The 16036-nt window shown below is 56.2% G+C and carries 14 protein-coding genes and 2 tRNA genes; 1 reads left to right on the forward strand and 15 read right to left on the reverse strand.

What is annotated here, in order from left to right:
- Positions 1 to 274: 274 nt before the first annotated feature.
- The 15 genes from pnp to rlmE all read right to left on the reverse strand — a co-directional run bounded on the left by pnp (position 275) and on the right by rlmE (position 15618).
- Complete coding sequence (pnp, locus tag K3169_RS25380) at positions 275 to 2380, reverse strand: polyribonucleotide nucleotidyltransferase (RefSeq protein ID WP_027900330.1); 2106 nt, start codon at positions 2378 to 2380, stop codon at positions 275 to 277.
- Between the two features lie 171 nt (positions 2381 to 2551).
- Positions 2552 to 2821: a 30S ribosomal protein S15 gene (gene rpsO, locus K3169_RS25385; protein WP_002555121.1), complete on the reverse strand. Its 270-nt coding sequence runs from the start codon at positions 2819 to 2821 to the stop codon at positions 2552 to 2554.
- 142 nt (positions 2822 to 2963) lie between these two features.
- On the reverse strand, positions 2964 to 3881 hold the full coding sequence (gene truB, locus K3169_RS25390) for a tRNA pseudouridine(55) synthase TruB (protein WP_255881559.1): 918 nt from the start codon (positions 3879 to 3881) through the stop codon (positions 2964 to 2966).
- A 3-nt stretch (positions 3882 to 3884) separates the two neighbouring features.
- Positions 3885 to 4298, reverse strand: a complete 414-nt coding sequence (rbfA, locus tag K3169_RS25395) for a 30S ribosome-binding factor RbfA (RefSeq protein WP_027900327.1) — start codon at positions 4296 to 4298, stop codon at positions 3885 to 3887.
- Positions 4299 to 4458: 160 nt separating this feature from the next.
- A complete protein-coding gene (gene infB, locus K3169_RS25400) occupies positions 4459 to 6975 on the reverse strand; it encodes a translation initiation factor IF-2 (RefSeq protein ID WP_263268622.1) in 2517 nt (838 codons plus the stop codon).
- A gap of 27 nt (positions 6976 to 7002) precedes the next feature.
- Positions 7003 to 8484, reverse strand: coding sequence for a transcription termination factor NusA (nusA, locus tag K3169_RS25405; protein WP_027900325.1), 1482 nt, complete (start codon positions 8482 to 8484; stop codon positions 7003 to 7005).
- Positions 8485 to 8543: 59 nt separating this feature from the next.
- A complete protein-coding gene (gene rimP, locus K3169_RS25410) occupies positions 8544 to 9002 on the reverse strand; it encodes a ribosome maturation factor RimP (protein WP_027900324.1) in 459 nt (152 codons plus the stop codon).
- Positions 9003 to 9140: 138 nt separating this feature from the next.
- Positions 9141 to 9217: transfer RNA gene (locus K3169_RS25415), tRNA-Met, on the reverse strand.
- Positions 9218 to 9313: 96 nt separating this feature from the next.
- A tRNA-Leu gene (locus tag K3169_RS25420) sits at positions 9314 to 9399 on the reverse strand.
- Positions 9400 to 9442: 43 nt separating this feature from the next.
- A complete protein-coding gene (secG, locus tag K3169_RS25425) occupies positions 9443 to 9823 on the reverse strand; it encodes a preprotein translocase subunit SecG (protein ID WP_027900323.1) in 381 nt (126 codons plus the stop codon).
- A gap of 4 nt (positions 9824 to 9827) precedes the next feature.
- On the reverse strand, positions 9828 to 10583 hold the full coding sequence (gene tpiA, locus K3169_RS25430; RefSeq protein WP_122396376.1) for a triose-phosphate isomerase: 756 nt from the start codon (positions 10581 to 10583) through the stop codon (positions 9828 to 9830).
- A 66-nt stretch (positions 10584 to 10649) separates the two neighbouring features.
- Positions 10650 to 11987, reverse strand: coding sequence for a phosphoglucosamine mutase (gene glmM, locus K3169_RS25435; RefSeq protein ID WP_049826944.1), 1338 nt, complete (start codon positions 11985 to 11987; stop codon positions 10650 to 10652).
- Positions 11988 to 12005: 18 nt separating this feature from the next.
- Positions 12006 to 12857 (reverse strand): dihydropteroate synthase, encoded by an 852-nt coding sequence (gene folP / locus K3169_RS25440; RefSeq protein ID WP_231675973.1) that lies wholly within the window; start codon positions 12855 to 12857, stop codon positions 12006 to 12008.
- Between the two features lie 8 nt (positions 12858 to 12865).
- Entirely contained in the window at positions 12866 to 14776 is a 1911-nt protein-coding gene (ftsH, locus tag K3169_RS25445) for an ATP-dependent zinc metalloprotease FtsH (RefSeq protein WP_027900319.1), read from the reverse strand.
- Positions 14777 to 14967: 191 nt separating this feature from the next.
- Positions 14968 to 15618 carry a 23S rRNA (uridine(2552)-2'-O)-methyltransferase RlmE gene (rlmE, locus tag K3169_RS25450; protein ID WP_027900318.1) on the reverse strand — a complete coding sequence of 217 codons (651 nt, stop codon included), beginning with the start codon at positions 15616 to 15618 and terminating at the stop codon, positions 14968 to 14970.
- 104 nt (positions 15619 to 15722) lie between these two features.
- Between rlmE and K3169_RS25455 the strand changes: the two genes are divergently transcribed.
- On the forward strand, positions 15723 to 16031 hold the full coding sequence (locus K3169_RS25455; protein ID WP_027900317.1) for a YhbY family RNA-binding protein: 309 nt from the start codon (positions 15723 to 15725) through the stop codon (positions 16029 to 16031).
- Positions 16032 to 16036 lie beyond the last annotated feature (5 nt).

Raw genomic sequence — 16036 nt, forward strand, 5'->3', positions numbered from 1 at the left:
TTTTCTCAGAAACTGCGCCAGCAAGTGGCAGCAGGGTTACTGATATATATCGCAAGCGCTGTGCCAAGAATGAAACAGCCTTAAAAGCCAATAAAATCAGACACTTATAAAAACACCTGAATTTCGGAATCGTGCAGATTGCCCGCTCGTCACTACTTTCGCGTGCAAGATGCATGCTTTGCCCGCCTCACAAGAAAGTTCCGTAACTACTTAATTACACACATAAAAAAAGGATCCCGAAGGATCCCTTTTCTGTTACTTGCTGATCGACAGATCAGACGCCCGATGCTTTCGCAGCAGCAACGTCTTTGATCGACAGCTTGATGCGGCCACGGTTGTCGACGTCCAGTACCAGCACTTCGACTTCCTCGCCTTCTTTCAGGATGTCAGTCACTTTCTCAACGCGAGCATCGCTCAGCATGGATATGTGAACCAGACCGTCCTTGCCAGGCAGGATGTTGACGAATGCGCCGAAGTCGACGATGCGCTCAACCTTGCCCACATAGATCTTGCCGATCTCGGCCTCAGCAGTGATACCCAGAACGCGCTGACGTGCCGCTTCAGCTGCTTCCTTGGTTTCGCCGAAGATCTTGATCGAGCCGTCGTCTTCGATATCGATCGAGGCTTTGGTCTCTTCACAGATTGCACGGATGGTCGCGCCGCCTTTACCGATAACATCACGGATTTTGTCGGTGTCGATTTTCATCGCGATCATGGTCGGAGCGTTTTCCGACAGCTCAGTACGCGACTGACCAATGATCTGGTTCATCTGGCCAAGGATATTCAGGCGCGCTTCCAGGGCTTGGCCCAGAGCGATTTCCATGATTTCTTCGGTGATGCCCTTGATCTTGATGTCCATCTGCAGCGCGGTAACACCTTTAGCGGTACCGGCTACTTTGAAGTCCATGTCGCCCAGGTGGTCTTCGTCACCCAGGATGTCGGTCAGGATGGCGAACTTCTCGCCTTCTTTAACCAGACCCATGGCGATACCGGCAACAGGTGCCTTCATCGGTACACCAGCGTCCATCAGCGCCAGGGAAGCACCGCAAACGGAAGCCATGGAGCTGGAACCGTTGGACTCGGTGATTTCCGAGACGATACGGATGGTGTACGGGAACACGTCAGCGGCAGGCAGCATGGCCTGAACCGAACGGCGAGCCAGACGGCCGTGACCGATTTCACGACGCCCAGCACCGCCCATACGACCACACTCGCCCACCGAGAACGGAGGGAAGTTGTAGTGCAGCATGAACGGGTCTTTTTTCTCGCCTTCCAGGGTATCGAGCAACTGCGCGTCACGTGCGGTACCCAGAGTGGCAACAACCAGTGCCTGAGTTTCGCCACGGGTGAACAGAGCCGAACCGTGAGTCTTCGGCAGAACACCGACTTCGATGTTCAGCGGACGCACAGTGCGAGTGTCGCGACCGTCGATACGTGGCTTGCCGTTAACGATGTTCTCACGAACGGTGCGGTATTCGATTTCACCGAAAGCTGCTTTGACTTCGCTGGCAGACGGGCTGCCTTCTTCTACAGCGAGTTTGGCAACGATCTGATCTTTCAGCTCGCCCAGACGCGCGTAACGGTCAGCTTTTACAGTGATGGTGTAAGCCTGGGAAATCGCGTCGCCGAACTCAGCGCGGATAGCGCTCAGCAGCGAAGTGGCTTCAGGCTTCGGCGTCCAGGCCCAGGTAGGCTTGGCAGCTTCGGCGGCCAGTTCTTTAACAGCCTTGATCACCGACTGGAATTCGTCGTGGGCGAACAGTACTGCGCCCAGCATCTGGTCTTCAGTCAGCTCTTTGGCTTCCGATTCAACCATCAGAACGGCTTCTTCTGTACCGGCTACAACCATGTCCAGGCTCGAAGCCTTGAGTTGCTCGTAGGTCGGGTTCAGCAGGTAGCCGGTGCTTTCGTGGAAAGCAACGCGAGCTGCGCCGATCGGGCCATCGAAAGGAATGCCGGAGATTGCCAGAGCAGCCGAAGTACCGATCATCGCAGCGACGTCCGGATCGGTTTTCTTGCTGGTGGAAACGACGGTGCAGACAACCTGCACTTCGTTCATGAAGCCTTCCGGGAAGAGCGGACGGATCGGACGGTCGATCAGACGGGAAGTCAGGGTTTCTTTTTCGGAAGGACGGCCTTCACGCTTGAAGAAGCCACCAGGGATTTTACCTGCAGCGTAGGTTTTTTCCTGGTAGTGCACGGAAAGTGGGAAGAAGCCTTTGCTTGGGTCTGCTGTCTTGGCGCCGACCACAGTCACAAGTACGGTGACGTCGTCGTCAACGGTGACCAATACAGCACCTGAAGCTTGACGGGCAATACGGCCAGTCTCGAGGGTTACGGTCGATTGACCGAATTGAAATTTCTTGATTACCGGGTTCACGGTTTCCTACCTTCTTTGTGGCTCTTGGGGAACTGGTTTCTTGCGAATTCTTGGGCGGTGCGGGGAATCGGCCCCACGACTGTCCAGATACAACTAGAGGCTGGGAGCCTGCCAGCCTTACCGAAAAACGGTAAGACAACGACAGACAACCAACCTCTATCCGAGTCGTTATTAGCGACGCAGACCCAGACGACCGATCAGGGCGCTGTAACGGCTAACGTCCTTACCTTTCAGGTAATCCAGCAGCTTACGACGCTGGTTTACCATACGGATCAGACCACGACGCGAGTGGTGATCTTTACCGTTGGCCTTGAAGTGGCCTTGCAGTTTGTTGATGTTGGCGGTCAGCAGTGCAACTTGCACTTCTGGCGAACCAGTGTCACCAACAGCTTGCTGGTAGTCGGTTACGATCTGAGCTTTTTCTTCAACGCTGAGTGCCATGTGGGCAATCCTTTTATCAGGAAACCATTCCGAAGAGCGGTTTCAACAGGCCAAGGGCAAACCCTTGTATTAAAAGATGAGGAATGACCGTGCCTGTTAACAGCCATCCTCTCCCGGATCATTCACATGCCCCGGGGTTCGGTCATTCTGACCGAATCAAACGACGTGGCGCGATCCGCCCGTCTTCGCTCACTTCACCGATACCGATGAAGCGACCATTGTGATCCTGCACCCGAACCATGCCGAATTGCGGCGCGTCCGGTGCTCTTACTGGCTGACCATGCAACCAGTAAAACGAACTGTGTTCCGAAAACTGCAATAACGGCCAGTCCTGCAAACCGCTGTCCGATGGCATCAGGAAGCGATCAACCGCTTCGTTACCGCCGTCGGCGTGCACTTGCTCCAACTCTTCCAGGGTGACCGTCTGGGTCAAGCTGAAAGGTCCGGCCTGTGTACGACGCAGTTGCGCGACATAAGCACCGCAACCCAGTTTCTCACCAATGTCTTCTACCAGGGTACGTATATATGTACCTTTGCTGCAATCGACCGAGAAGCGTGCAGTGTCTACGTCACTTTCGAGCAATTCCAGGCGCGCAATAGTAACAGAACGCGGTTCGCGCTCCACTACTTCCCCGGCACGAGCGAGCTTGTAGAGCGGCTGCCCGTCACGCTTGAGCGCAGAGTACATGGGTGGTATCTGACTGATTTCACCGCGAAATTCCGGCAAAACCGCCTCGATATCGGCACGACCAACGGTCACCGGACGCGTCTGTAAAACATCACCTTCGGCATCGCCGGTAGTCGTGGTTTTACCTAACTGCGCCAGGGTTTCGTAGGACTTGTCTGAATCGAGCAGGTATTGCGAGAACTTGGTGGCTTCACCAAAGCACAATGGCAGGACGCCACTGGCCAAAGGGTCGAGGCTGCCGGTGTGGCCGGCTTTCTCGGCATTGAGCAACCAACGCACCTTTTGCAAAGCCGCGTTGGAAGTGAAGCCCAGCGGTTTGTCGAGCAGGATGATCCCGCTGACGTTACGACGAATGCGCTTGACCTGAGCCACGCCTTATTCCTCGTTGCTTGCTGGCTTGGTGCTTTGCGGCGCGTCACCGGCATGCTGGCCGTCTTCGGCAACTGCACGTTCGATCAGGGCCGACAGGTGCGCACCACGCACGACGCTTTCGTCGTAGTGGAAGTGCAACTGAGGCACGCTGCGCAGTTTCATTTCACGGGCCAGTTGCATCCGCAGGAAGCCTGCAGCGGAGTTCAGCACCTTGATGGTCTGCGAAATTTCTTCTGCGCTGTCCTGACCCATGACGGTCATGAAAATCTTGGCGTGACCCACGTCGCGGCTTACATCAACCGCAGTGATGGTGACCAGACCGACACGCGGGTCCTTGATTTCGCGACGGATCAGTTGAGCCAGCTCACGCTGCATCTGATCGCCAATGCGTTGGGTACGGCTGTATTCTTTTGCCATGTTTTGCTACCTGATACTGACCGGGGGCGAAACCCTCGCGGTCTGAAAGCGGCAAACGCCCGGCCTGACAGATGTCGGACCGGGCGTTGCGTGTTGAGCCCATGACAGGGTCTGCGGCATTTGCATGCGAAGACCTGCCATGGCTCCTATAGCTCGCGACTTAGAGGCTGCGAGCCACTTGGACCTTCTCGAAGACTTCGATCTTGTCACCGACTTTGACGTCGTTGTAGCTCTTGACGCCGATACCGCACTCCATGCCGGCACGAACTTCGGAAGCGTCATCCTTGAAGCGACGCAGGGATTCCAGCTCGCCTTCGAAGATAACGATGTCTTCACGCAGTACGCGAATCGGACGGTTACGGAAGACAACGCCTTCGATGACCATGCAACCAGCGATCGCGCCAAACTTCGGCGAACGGAACACGTCACGCACTTCGGCAATACCCAGGATATTTTCCCGAACATCGCTGCCAAGCATACCGGTAAGGGCTTTCTTGACGTCTTCGATGATGTCGTAGATCACGTTGTAGTAACGCATATCCAGACCTTCCTGCTCGACGATCTTGCGAGCGCCAGCATCGGCACGCACGTTGAAACCGAACAGTACAGCGTTGGAAGCCAGCGCCAGGTTAGCGTCGCTCTCGGTGATACCACCGACACCGCCGCCGACTACGCGCACTTGCACTTCGTCGTTACCCAGGCCGTTCAATGCGCCCTGCAGAGCTTCCAGGGAACCACGGACGTCAGATTTGAGGACGATGTTGAGCGTCTTCTTCTCTTCCTGGCCCATGTTCTCGAAGATGTTCTCCAGCTTGCCAGCGTGAGCACGGGCCAGTTTGACTTCGCGGAACTTGCCTTGACGGAACAGAGCCACTTCACGGGCTTTCTTCTCGTCAGCCACTACGCTCATCTCGTCGCCAGCGTCCGGTGTACCGTCCAGGCCGAGAATCTCGACCGGAATGGATGGACCCGCTTCCTTGATTGGCTTGCCGTTCTCGTCGAGCATGGCGCGGACGCGGCCATAGTTCGAACCGACCAGGACCATGTCGCCCTGACGCAGCGTACCGTCCTGAACCAGAACAGTAGCGACTGGACCACGGCCCTTGTCGAGACGCGATTCGACAACAACACCACGGCCAGGAGCCGACGGAGTTGCAGTCAGTTCCAGAACTTCAGCCTGCAGCAGTACCGCTTCGAGCAGCTCGTCAACACCGGTACCCATCTTCGCGGAGACCGAAACGAACGGTGTTTCACCGCCCCACTCTTCGGACGTCACGCCGTGAACCGACAGTTCACTGCGGATGCGGTCCAGGTCAGCGCCCGGCTTGTCGATCTTGTTCACTGCAACTACCAGCGGAACACCGGCAGCCTTGGCGTGTTGCACGGCTTCGATGGTCTGTGGCATCACGCCGTCGTCAGCAGCAACGACCAGAATCACGATGTCAGTCGCCTTGGCACCACGAGCACGCATTGCGGTAAACGCAGCGTGACCCGGGGTGTCGAGGAACGTGACCATGCCGCGTTCGGTTTCAACGTGGTAAGCACCGATGTGCTGGGTAATACCACCGGCTTCGCCAGCAGCAACCTTGGCACGACGGATATAGTCGAGCAGGGAAGTCTTACCGTGGTCAACGTGGCCCATTACGGTCACAACCGGAGCACGGGAGAACGTCTCACCTTCGAACTTCAGCGATTCTGCCAGGGAATCTTCCAGGGCGGTGTCGCTGACCAGGGTCACTTTGTGGCCCAGTTCTTCAGCAACCAGTTGGGCAGTTTCCTGATCCAGAACCTGGTTGATGGTGGCTGGGGTGCCCAGCTTGAACATGAACTTGATGATCTCAGCTGCCTTGACCGACATTTGTTGTGCCAGGTCGCCGACAGAGATGGTCTCACCGATTTTCACGTCACGAACCAGAGGACCGGTTGGGCTCTGGAAGCCGTGAGCGTTACGCTTCTTCAGCTTGGCCTTGCCACGACCACCACGACGGAAGCCATCGCTTTCTTCGTCAGTGGTACGCGGTGCAACGCGTGGCGCTGGCGCTTTCTCTTTAACAGAGGCGCGATGCGGGGCGTTCTTGCGATCGCCATCACCACCACGAGCGTTGCGATCATCGCTGCGCGGTTTGTCCGGGCGACGCTGTTCATCACGCTTGCGCACTTCGGCAACCGGTGCCGGAGCAGGTGCAGCAGGTGCTTCCTGAACAGGCTGGGCAACCGGACCTGGCGCAGCTACGGCTTCAGAGGCAGCAGGTGCTGGCGCTGAAGGCTGATTACGCGCTTCTTCTTCGGCGCGGCGCTTGGCTTCTTCTTCAGCCTTCTGACGAGCAGCATTTTCTACGGCGCGACGTTCATCAAGCTCGCGCTTGCGCTCGGCCTCGATTTCTTCCGGGCTGCGCTGCACGAATACTTTTTTCTTGCGTACTTCAACGCTGATGCTTTTGCTGCCAGCAACACGCAGGGTGCTGGTGGTTTTACGCTGCAGCGTGATCTTGCGTGGTTCTTCCACTTTCGCCTTGTGACTGCTTTTCAAGTGAGTCAGCAAAGATTGCTTCTCACTGTCAGTCACCTTTTCTTCGGCGGCGGTGTGCGGCAGACCTGCCTCACGCATCTGCTGCAACAGGCGCTCTACCGGTGTTTTGACCTCATCGGCCAGTTGTTTCACCGTGACTTGCGTCATGCACTTCTCTCCTCAGGCCGCGCCTAATTACTCGAACCAGTGGGCTCGGGCGGCCATGATCAACTTGCCGGCACGAATATCATCAATGCCGTCGATGTCGAGCAGATCGTCAATAGACTGCTCGGCCAGGTCTTCGCGGGTAATTACGCCGCGCACCGCCAGTTCCATCGCCAAATCCTTGTCCATACCCTCAAGCGAGAGCAGGTCTTCGGCCGGATGGGCGTCTGCCAGCTTTTCCTCTGTAGCGATGGCTTTGGTCAACAAACGATCCTTGGCCCGAGCACGAAGCTCGTTGACGGTTTCCTCGTCAAAGCCGTCGATGTTGAGCATCTCCTCCACCGGTACATAGGCAATCTCTTCCAGGCTGGTGAAGCCTTCATCTACCAGCACTTGCGCCAGGTCTTCGTCGACTTCCAGCTCGTCGATGAAGTTGCGCAGGATGTCGCCGGTTTCTGCTTGCTGCTTGGCCTGGATGTCCGATTCGGTCATTACGTTCAGGGTCCAACCGGTCAGTTGACTGGCCAGACGCACGTTCTGACCGCCACGACCAATGGCCTGAGCCAGGTTGTCGGCACCGACCGCGATGTCCATTGCATGGGCGTCTTCATCTACGATGATTGCCGCCACTTCAGCCGGGGACATCGCGTTGATGACGAATTGAGCCGGATTGTCATCCCACAGGACGATATCCACTCGTTCGCCACCCAGTTCGCCCGAAACAGCCTGAACTCGCGAACCACGCATGCCAATACAGGCACCTTGCGGGTCGATTCGTTTGTCCTTGGAGCGAACAGCGATTTTTGCACGTGAGCCCGGGTCACGAGAGGCAGCCATCACCTCAATCAGACCTTCAGCGATTTCCGGCACTTCAATGCGGAAAAGCTCAATCAGCATCTCTGGCGCTGTACGCGACAGAATCAGCTGCGGACCACGGTTTTCAGTGCGAATTTCCTTCAGCAGAGCCCTTAGACGGACACCTACACGGAAGGTTTCGCGGGAAATAATGTCTTCACGAGCCAGCAGCGCTTCGGCATTGTTGCCCAGGTCAACGATAACGTTGTCGCGGGTAACTTTCTTGACAGTGCCGGAGATGATTTCGCCCAGTCGTTCACGATAGGCGTCAACCACTTGCGCACGCTCGGCTTCGCGAACTTTCTGCACAATAACTTGCTTGGCAGTCTGCGCGGCTATACGGCCGAACTCGATGGATTCGATTTTTTCTTCGATCAGGTCACCGGCTACAGCACCTGGCCTTTTCTCTTGAGCCTGATCGACAGCCAGCTCGTACGCTGGATCGTCAAGATCTTCATCTTCGACTACTGTCCAGCGACGGAAAGTCTCGTAGTTACCCGTCTGACGGTTGATCTCTACACGCAGCTCAACTTCATCTTCAAAACGTTTTTTTGTCGCGGTGGCCAGGGCCAACTCAAGCGCTTCAAAAATCACATCTGCCGGAACGCCCTTTTCATTGGACACCGACTCAACAACCAGCAGTACTTCTTTGCTCATCGTACGCCTCGCCTTTCGCAAGCCATTGGATCCGCGGGATCCGCAGTATTTGGCACGTATCAGTCAAACGTGGGAATAATGTTGGCCTTGTCGATCATATCGATCGGCAACAGGAACTCGTGGTCTTCTACCTGCACCACAACGTCCTGCTCTTCTACACCACGCAGAAGGCCCTGAAAGTTGCGTCGTCCTTCGAAAGGCGAACGCAGCTTGATCTTCACTTGTTCACCGGCAAATTTTGCGAACTGCTCAATAGTGAACAGTGGGCGTTCCATGCCAGGCGAGGAAACTTCAAGGGTGTATTCAACGGAGATCGGATCTTCAACATCAAGAACACCGCTGATCTGACGGCTCACGATGGCGCAATCGTCCACCAGCACACCGCCCTCTTTATCGATATAAACGCGCAACATTGAGTGGCGACCTTGAGCCGAAAACTCAATACCCCAGCATTCATAGCCCAGGGCCACGACCACCGGGGCCAGCAAGGCCTGCAACTCTTCTAGCTTGCTCGACACCTGAACCCCCTCGTGCATGTATGTGCATGCTATGCAAAATAAAAAAATGGGCGAAACGCCCATCCTTGAAACGCCGTCGAACAGCGGCGTTGAAAGTGTCCAGCTAACAAAAAGCCCCTTAAAAGGGGCTCCTTAAACTGGTTGCGGGGGCCGGATTTGAACCGACGACCTTCGGGTTATGAGCCCGACGAGCTACCAGACTGCTCCACCCCGCGACAAAGCTGGGGCGGAAGTATACGACCGATCCCTTGCAGGGTCAATGTAACCTTCCACCTACAAGAAAGCCCGCAACAGCGGGCTCTCCTGATAATTGGTACCGAGAAGGGGACTCGAACCCCTACACCCTATGGGCACAACCACCTCAAGGTTGCGTGTCTACCAATTCCACCACCTCGGCAATACATCTTTGGCAGCCTCGAACATCACTGCCTGTTGAAACCTTACTTCTGCTCGGGAGCTTGAGGTACGTCAGCTGGAACAACCGCTGGCTTTTGCCCTTCGAGCACCGGAACATCATCTGCTGCCGGTTTTTGCTTCACTTCCATTACCGCTGGATCTGGCAAACCTTCCTGAGTCAGCTCATGAGCTTTCTCTTTAGCAAAGTAACCTAACCCCAAGCTGGTTATGAAAAAAGCTGCGGCGAGTATACCAGTAAACTTACTAAGAAAGGTAGAGGAACCTTGGCTTCCGAAGACAGTATTTGATGCCCCTGCTCCGAAAGACGCGCCAGCGTCCGCACCCTTACCCTGCTGCAGCAGAACCAGGACAACAACGCCCAGAGCGGCCAACAGATGAAAAACGACTACGACTGTTTCCAGCATTTTTTCAGTTTCCCGCGGCGCGAATAATCGCACCGAACTCAGCTGCATTCAGGGAGGCACCACCAATGAGCCCCCCATCGATATCCGGCATGCCGAACAGTTCGACCGCATTGGCCGCCTTCACGCTGCCGCCATAAAGAAGTCGCACGCCTTGTGCGACCTCAGCATTCTCTTTCGCCAACTGCGCACGAATGGCTGCGTGCACGTCCTGCGCCTGTTGAGGCGAAGCGGTCAGCCCAGTGCCGATGGCCCAGACTGGCTCGTAAGCGATTACTGCATTCACAAGAGCATTGACGCCCAGCGCTACGATGATGCTGTCGAGCTGCTGCCCGACCACTTCAAGCGTTTTGCCAGCTTCACGCTCTTCGAGGGTTTCGCCGATACACAGCACCGGCGTAAGGCCGCTTGCCTGAGCTGCAGCGAACTTGCGAATCAGCACATCATCGCTCTCGCCCATAATCTGGCGACGCTCCGAGTGACCGACAAGTACCAGCTTGCAACCTGCATCAGCCAATTGACTCGACGAAACTTCGCCGGTCAAGGCACCCTGCCCTGCTTCATGCGCACAGTTCTGCGCACCCACAGAAATTGATTTGCCCTGCAAACCTTCAACCACCAGGCTTACGTGCAGGCTCGACGGAAACACCGCCACATCAACACCGCTTGGGAGGACCTGCTCTGCAAGGCCCTCGATCAGCTCAGCGACGCTGGCGCGGGTACCGTGCATCTTCCAGTTACCAGCTACCATAGGGCGACGCATGCTGTACCTCGTCGGTCAAAGTGGGCGCAGATGTTACCCAACACTTTCAACACTGGCAAGCCGAAATCAGGCGCAAACTTCAGCAACCAGTTTTGCGAGCTCATCGGCGTAACCGCGAACCTGTACTTCGTCCTCGCCTTCAACCATCACGCGCACCAGTGGCTCGGTCCCGGACTTGCGCAGCAACACGCGACCGCGACCCTCCATGGCTGCCGTTACTCGGTCGCAAGCCTCTTTGACAGCGGGGTGCGTGACCGGATCAACACCGCCCGAAAACCGGACGTTGACCAATACTTGCGGGCACTTGCGAAGCGCCTGACGCGACTGCGCAAGACTTTCTCCGTTGCGACGCAGCGCAAGCAGAACCTGCAGCGCTGCAATAATTGCGTCCCCGGTAGTGGTGTGCTGGAAGCAGACGACGTGACCGGAGTTCTCACCACCGATCTGCCAATTGCGCTCCAGAAGCTCGGCAATCACATAACGATCACCCACGTTCGCGCGAACAAACGGGATATCCAGATCAGCCAGAGCCAGCTCAAGCCCCAGATTGCTCATCAGCGTACCCACGACGCCACCTTGCAGGCGGCCACGCGCATGGAGATCACGGGCAATGATGAACAACAACTCGTCACCATCAACAACAGCGCCCGTGTGATCAACCATCAAGACGCGGTCGCCATCTCCATCGAAACCAATGCCGAGGTCTGCATGCTCGGCGAGCACGGCAGCCTGCAGCGCCCCCATGTGCGTGGAGCCACAATCTTCATTGATGTTCAGGCCATTGGGCTGAGCAGACAAAACGGTCACTTGAGCGCCCAGCTCACGGAAGACGTTTGGCGCCACCTTGTAGGTCGCGCCATGGGCGCAGTCGACCACCAGCTTGAGGCCGGCAAAATCGGTGCTGGTCGGCACGCTGCTTTTACAGAATTCGATATAACGGCCCGCAGCGTCATTGATACGCGAAACCTTGCCCAGCTTTTCCGACTCAACGACGGTCATCGGCGCATCGAGCAACTCCTCGATCATCAACTCGATCTCGTCGGGCAATTTGGTGCCCTGACCCGAGAAGAACTTGATGCCGTTATCGTAGTGCGGGTTATGCGAAGCGCTGATCACGATGCCGGCTTCCGCATGAAAAGTGCGCGTCAGGTAAGCGATGGCAGGCGTAGGCATCGGCCCCAACAGCATCACATCGGCGCCAGCGGCAGACAGACCCGCCTCAAGCGCCGACTCGAACATATACCCGGAGATTCGCGTGTCCTTGCCTACCAGAATGCGGCAGGCGCCAAGACGTCGAAACGCCATGCCTGCTGCCCAACCGAGTTTCAGCATGAATTCGGGAGTAATAGGGAATTGCCCCACTCGACCACGAATGCCGTCGGTTCCGAAATATTTCTTGGTAATCATGGATGCTCCGTATTCTTATTGCGCCGCTTCAACCGCGGCAATCATCCGCACGACATCGACCGTTTCGGCCACATCATGCACACGTAGAATTCTTGCGCCCTTGGTCATCGCCAACGCGGCGAGAGCAAGACCACCAAACAGACGTTCGCCGACCGGACGCCCCAACGCACCGCCAATCATGCTCTTGCGCGAGACACCAACCAATAGCGGGCGGCCCAGCAGATGCAATTCCTGCATATGCTTGAACAGGCTCAGATTGTGATCGAGGCTTTTGGCAAAACCAAAACCCGGATCCAGAATGATGCGCTCTTCAGGAATACCCGCAACACCACACCGATCCATCCGTTCGCGCAAAAACGCACCGACTTCAGCGACCAGATCGTCATAACGAGGATCATCCTGCATATCGCCAGGCTCGCCACGCATGTGCATCAGGCACACAGGGAGCCCGGTCGCAGCCGCCGCATCCAGCGCACCATCACGACGCAATGAGCGAACGTCATTGATCAACCCTGCCCCCAGCCGAGCGGTTTCACGAATGACAGCAGGCGTGGAGGTGTCCACCGAGATGATAACGTCCAGCTCGCGATTCAGCGCCTCCACGACAGGAGCCACGCGCTCAAGCTCTTCAGTGGGCGATACGGCACGCGCGCCCGGACGAGTTGATTCGCCGCCGACATCAATCAGCGTGGCACCCGCAGCAACCATCGCTTCGGCATGCCGCAGGGCGGCATCGAGATGGGTGTAGCGACCGCCATCGGAGAAGGAATCAGGAGTTGCATTGAGAATGCCCATAACATGCGTACGGGACAAATCAAGAACCCGGTTGCCGCAAGGCAACCGGGTCGGGTACAGCACAGGATTCATGTCAGGCCTTAGTGTTCAGCAGCAGGACCACCGATCGGGGCTTCCGGACGAACATCCGGAGGTGTTACCGGAGTACCAGGAGTACCCGAACCACCTTCCCAATCGCGCGGTTCGCGCGGAGTACGGCCAGCCATAATATCGTCGATCTGCTCAGCATCAATCGTTTCGTACTTCATCAACGCATCTGCCATCGCGTCGAGCTTCTCACGGTTGTCGGTGAGGATCTGTTTGGCGGTGCCGTAGCACTGATCGATAATGCTGCGAACTTCGGAGTCGATCAAGCGCGAGGTATCAGCCGACAAACCACTGCTTGAGCCACCGCCGCCACGACCCAGGTAGCCCTGGTCTTCGTCTTCACCGTACAGCAGAGGACCCAGCTTCTCGGACAGACCCCACTTGGTCACCATGTTCCGGGCAATCTGACTGGCCCGCATGATGTCGTTGGAAGCGCCAGTGGTAACACCGTCAAACCCAAGGGTCATCTCTTCAGCGATCCGACCGCCATACAACGAGCAGATCTGACTGATCAAAGCACGCTTGGACAGGCTGTAACGATCTTCCTCAGGGAGGAACATGGTGACACCCAGCGCACGACCACGAGGGATGATCGACACCTTGTAAACCGGATCATGCTCTGGCACCACCCGACCCACGATTGCGTGACCCGCTTCGTGATAAGCCGTGTTGCGCTTCTCTTTCTCGGACATGACCATGGATTTGCGCTCAGCGCCCATCATGATCTTGTCTTTAGCGAGCTCAAACTCTTTCATCTCAACGATGCGCTTACCGGTACGGGCAGCAAACAGCGATGCTTCGTTGACCAGGTTGGCAAGGTCGGCACCGGAGAAGCCAGGCGTACCACGGGCGATAACACCCGCGTTGACGTCGTCGCCCATCGGCACTTTGCGCATGTGAACCTTGAGGATCTGCTCACGGCCACGGATATCAGGCAAACCAACCACAACCTGGCGGTCGAAACGACCTGGACGCAGCAAAGCCGGGTCCAGTACGTCAGGACGGTTGGTTGCGGCGATGACGATGATGCCGTCATTCATTTCGAAACCATCCATCTCGACCAGCAACTGGTTGAGAGTCTGCTCACGCTCATCGTGACCACCGCCCATGCCAGCACCACGATGACGACCTACAGCGTCGATTTCGTCGATGAAGATGATGCAAGGAGCGTGTTTCTTGGCCTGTTCGAACATGTCGCGAACGCGGCTTGCGCCGACCCCCACGAACATTTCAACGAAGTCAGAACCGGAAATAGTGAAGAACGGTACCTTCGCCTCGCCCGCAATAGCCTTGGCCAGCAAGGTTTTACCGGTACCCGGTGGGCCTACCATCAGTACGCCGCGAGGAATCCGGCCACCCAGACGCTGGAACTTGCCCGGATCACGGAGGAACTCAACCAGCTCGCCCACTTCCTCCTTGGCTTCATCGCAACCCGCGACGTCAGCCAATGTCGTCTTGACCTGATCTTCAGAGAGCAGGCGCGCCTTGCTCTTGCCGAAGCTCATCGGACCGCCCTTGCCTCCCGCACCACCTTGCATCTGGCGCATGAAGAACATGAAGACAGCGATGATCACGAGAATCGGGAAGCTGGCTACCAGCAACTGAGTCCAGATGCTTTGCTGCTCAGGCTGCTTGCCCTCAACAACCACGTTGTTGTTGACCAGGTCGCCGATCAGGCCATTGTCCTGAATAGCCGGACGAATGGTCTTGAAGGAGTCGCCATCAGTACGTTTGCCCGTAATGACGTAGCCATCCACTGCAACTTTCTCGACCTTGCCATCCTTCACCTGCTGGATGAACTCGGAATAGTTGAGGGTCTGCGGCTCGTTAGGGCTGGAGAAGTTGTTCATCACCGTCACAAGGACAGCCGCGATGATCAACCACAGGATCAAATTCTTTGCCATATCGTTCAATTAGCTACCCTCTGAAGCAAGCTCCACGCAGAGCGTGCCTCGCATGATATTCACCGGCCTAACTTACTACAGAACCCGCAGATGTGGCAGGCACCGTCTGTAACCCTTTGTGAAACTTTGACTACACGATGCTCGGTGATGCTGCATCGACAAGGCCATTTAAAAAAATCTATCGCTGCACCTCAAAGGCGCTCAACGCTTGCCGACCCTTCAATTCCGCGGAAACCACGCCCCAGCAAATACTGCTCGCGGGAACGATCACGCGATGAAGAAGGCTTGCGCATCTGAACCTTGTCGAACAGCTTGCGGATGTCCTTGTGGTACATGTCAAAGCCTTCCCCTTGGAAAACCTTGATCAGAAAGTCACCACCAGGCCGCAAAACACGCCCTGCAAGATCGAGTGCCAACTCGCAAAGAAACATTGCTCGAGGCATATCGACAGCGCTCAATCCACTCATATTGGGGGCCATATCGGAAATCACAAGGTCTACCTGTGTATTACCGACCGCTTCCAGAATTTGCGCCAGCACTGCATCTTCAGTGAAATCCCCTTGAATAAAGGTGACATCAGGGATGCTGTCCATCTCCAGAATATCTGACGCAATCAACCGACCTTGACCGCCAATCAGACGACTGGTCACCTGCGACCAGCCTCCAGGGGCCGCGCCCAGGTCAATTACGGTCATGCCTGGACGGATGATTTTGTCCTTTTCCTGAATCTCGAGCAGCTTGTAGCTGGCGCGCGAACGATATCCGTCCTTTTGCGCCATTTTGACGTATTTGTCGTCGAAGTGTTCTTTGAGCCAGTTATGGCTTGTCTTGGAACGGGCCACGGGGCACCTCAAAAATAATCGAGTCGTGATTAAGTGGGCGGTCCCGGACTCGCTCGGGTAAACTGGCCGCCGCTTTTTACAAGATCAGACGCAGAGGTCAGATTATGCCGCTCACTCAAGAGCAGAAGAAACAGTACAAATCCATTGGCCACCACCTGAAACCGGTTTTGATCGTGGCTGACAATGGTTTGACCGAAGGTGTGCTTGCCGAACTGGAGCGCGCACTGAGCGATCACGAGCTGATCAAGATCAAACTCAACATCCTGGACCGCGAAAGCCGCCTTCAAGCCATTGCCGAACTGTGCAAGGCCGGATCTGCGGATCTTGTACAGGTCATCGGCAAGATGGCGCTGATCTACCGCAAGAACCCAAAGGTAAACAAGCAGCTCTCAAACGTCCACCGCGCAGTTTGATGCAA

Source organism: Pseudomonas phytophila, assembly GCF_025643095.1.
Lineage (GTDB): Bacteria > Pseudomonadota > Gammaproteobacteria > Pseudomonadales > Pseudomonadaceae > Aquipseudomonas > Aquipseudomonas quasicaspiana.